The organism is Vibrio sp. 1288, from assembly GCF_033344475.1.
The window spans coordinates 1-637 of the sequence record NZ_JAWPOX010000671.1 but is presented as its reverse complement, the minus strand read 5'-3'; the positions used below and the strand labels follow the sequence as shown (position 1 = coordinate 637).

Below are 637 nucleotides of genomic sequence, written 5' to 3'. Positions count from 1 at the left end.
ACCTCATTACCGATACCAATCGCAACCTCGTTGTTGAAGCAGTCTTGGCCGCACGCCAAAAAGACGAAGAGCAAGCCAAAGCGCTGCTAAAAGAAGCGCTAGTAATGACGAACCAAACCGGTATGGTCGGAAACTTCCTAATTGATGGCGCTACGATTGGTGGCCTGCTAGAGAAACTCAGCCTGCGTCATGAGCTGGGCGATCTAGAACGTCACCGCGCTCAACAACTAATGAAAGACATTTCATCGAATCAGCGCAGCCGCTCGATCCACTTTGATGAAGACTTTATTGAAAAGTTGGTAAATCACCCGAATGTGCCGGAGCTTGTACGCACGAGCCCGTTAACACAGCGCGAATGGCAGGTTCTAGGTTTGATTTATTCTGGCTTTAGTAACGAGCAAATCGCACAAGAATTGGATGTGGCAGGTACGACAATCAAAACCCACATTCGCAACTTGTATCAAAAGCTCAACATCGCGAATCGTAAAGAAGCCATTGTAACTGCGGAGAATTTACTGCAATTGATGGGTTACTAAATCAAATAACCTTAGTAAAGAAATGGGATTTTAATTGAAAACAACAATGGGTTGGCGTTATGCGTCAGCCCTTTTTTATAAGCCGCCAGTGGGAGAAGTGC

Annotated in this window: 1 protein-coding gene; it reads left to right on the top strand. The window is 45.8% G+C overall.

Annotated features, from left to right (window positions below):
- Positions 1–536: LuxR C-terminal-related transcriptional regulator (locus tag R8O11_RS28690; protein WP_318195053.1), on the top strand; the 536-nt coding region annotated here is incomplete at its 5' end.
- Positions 537–637: the final 101 nt, after the last annotated feature.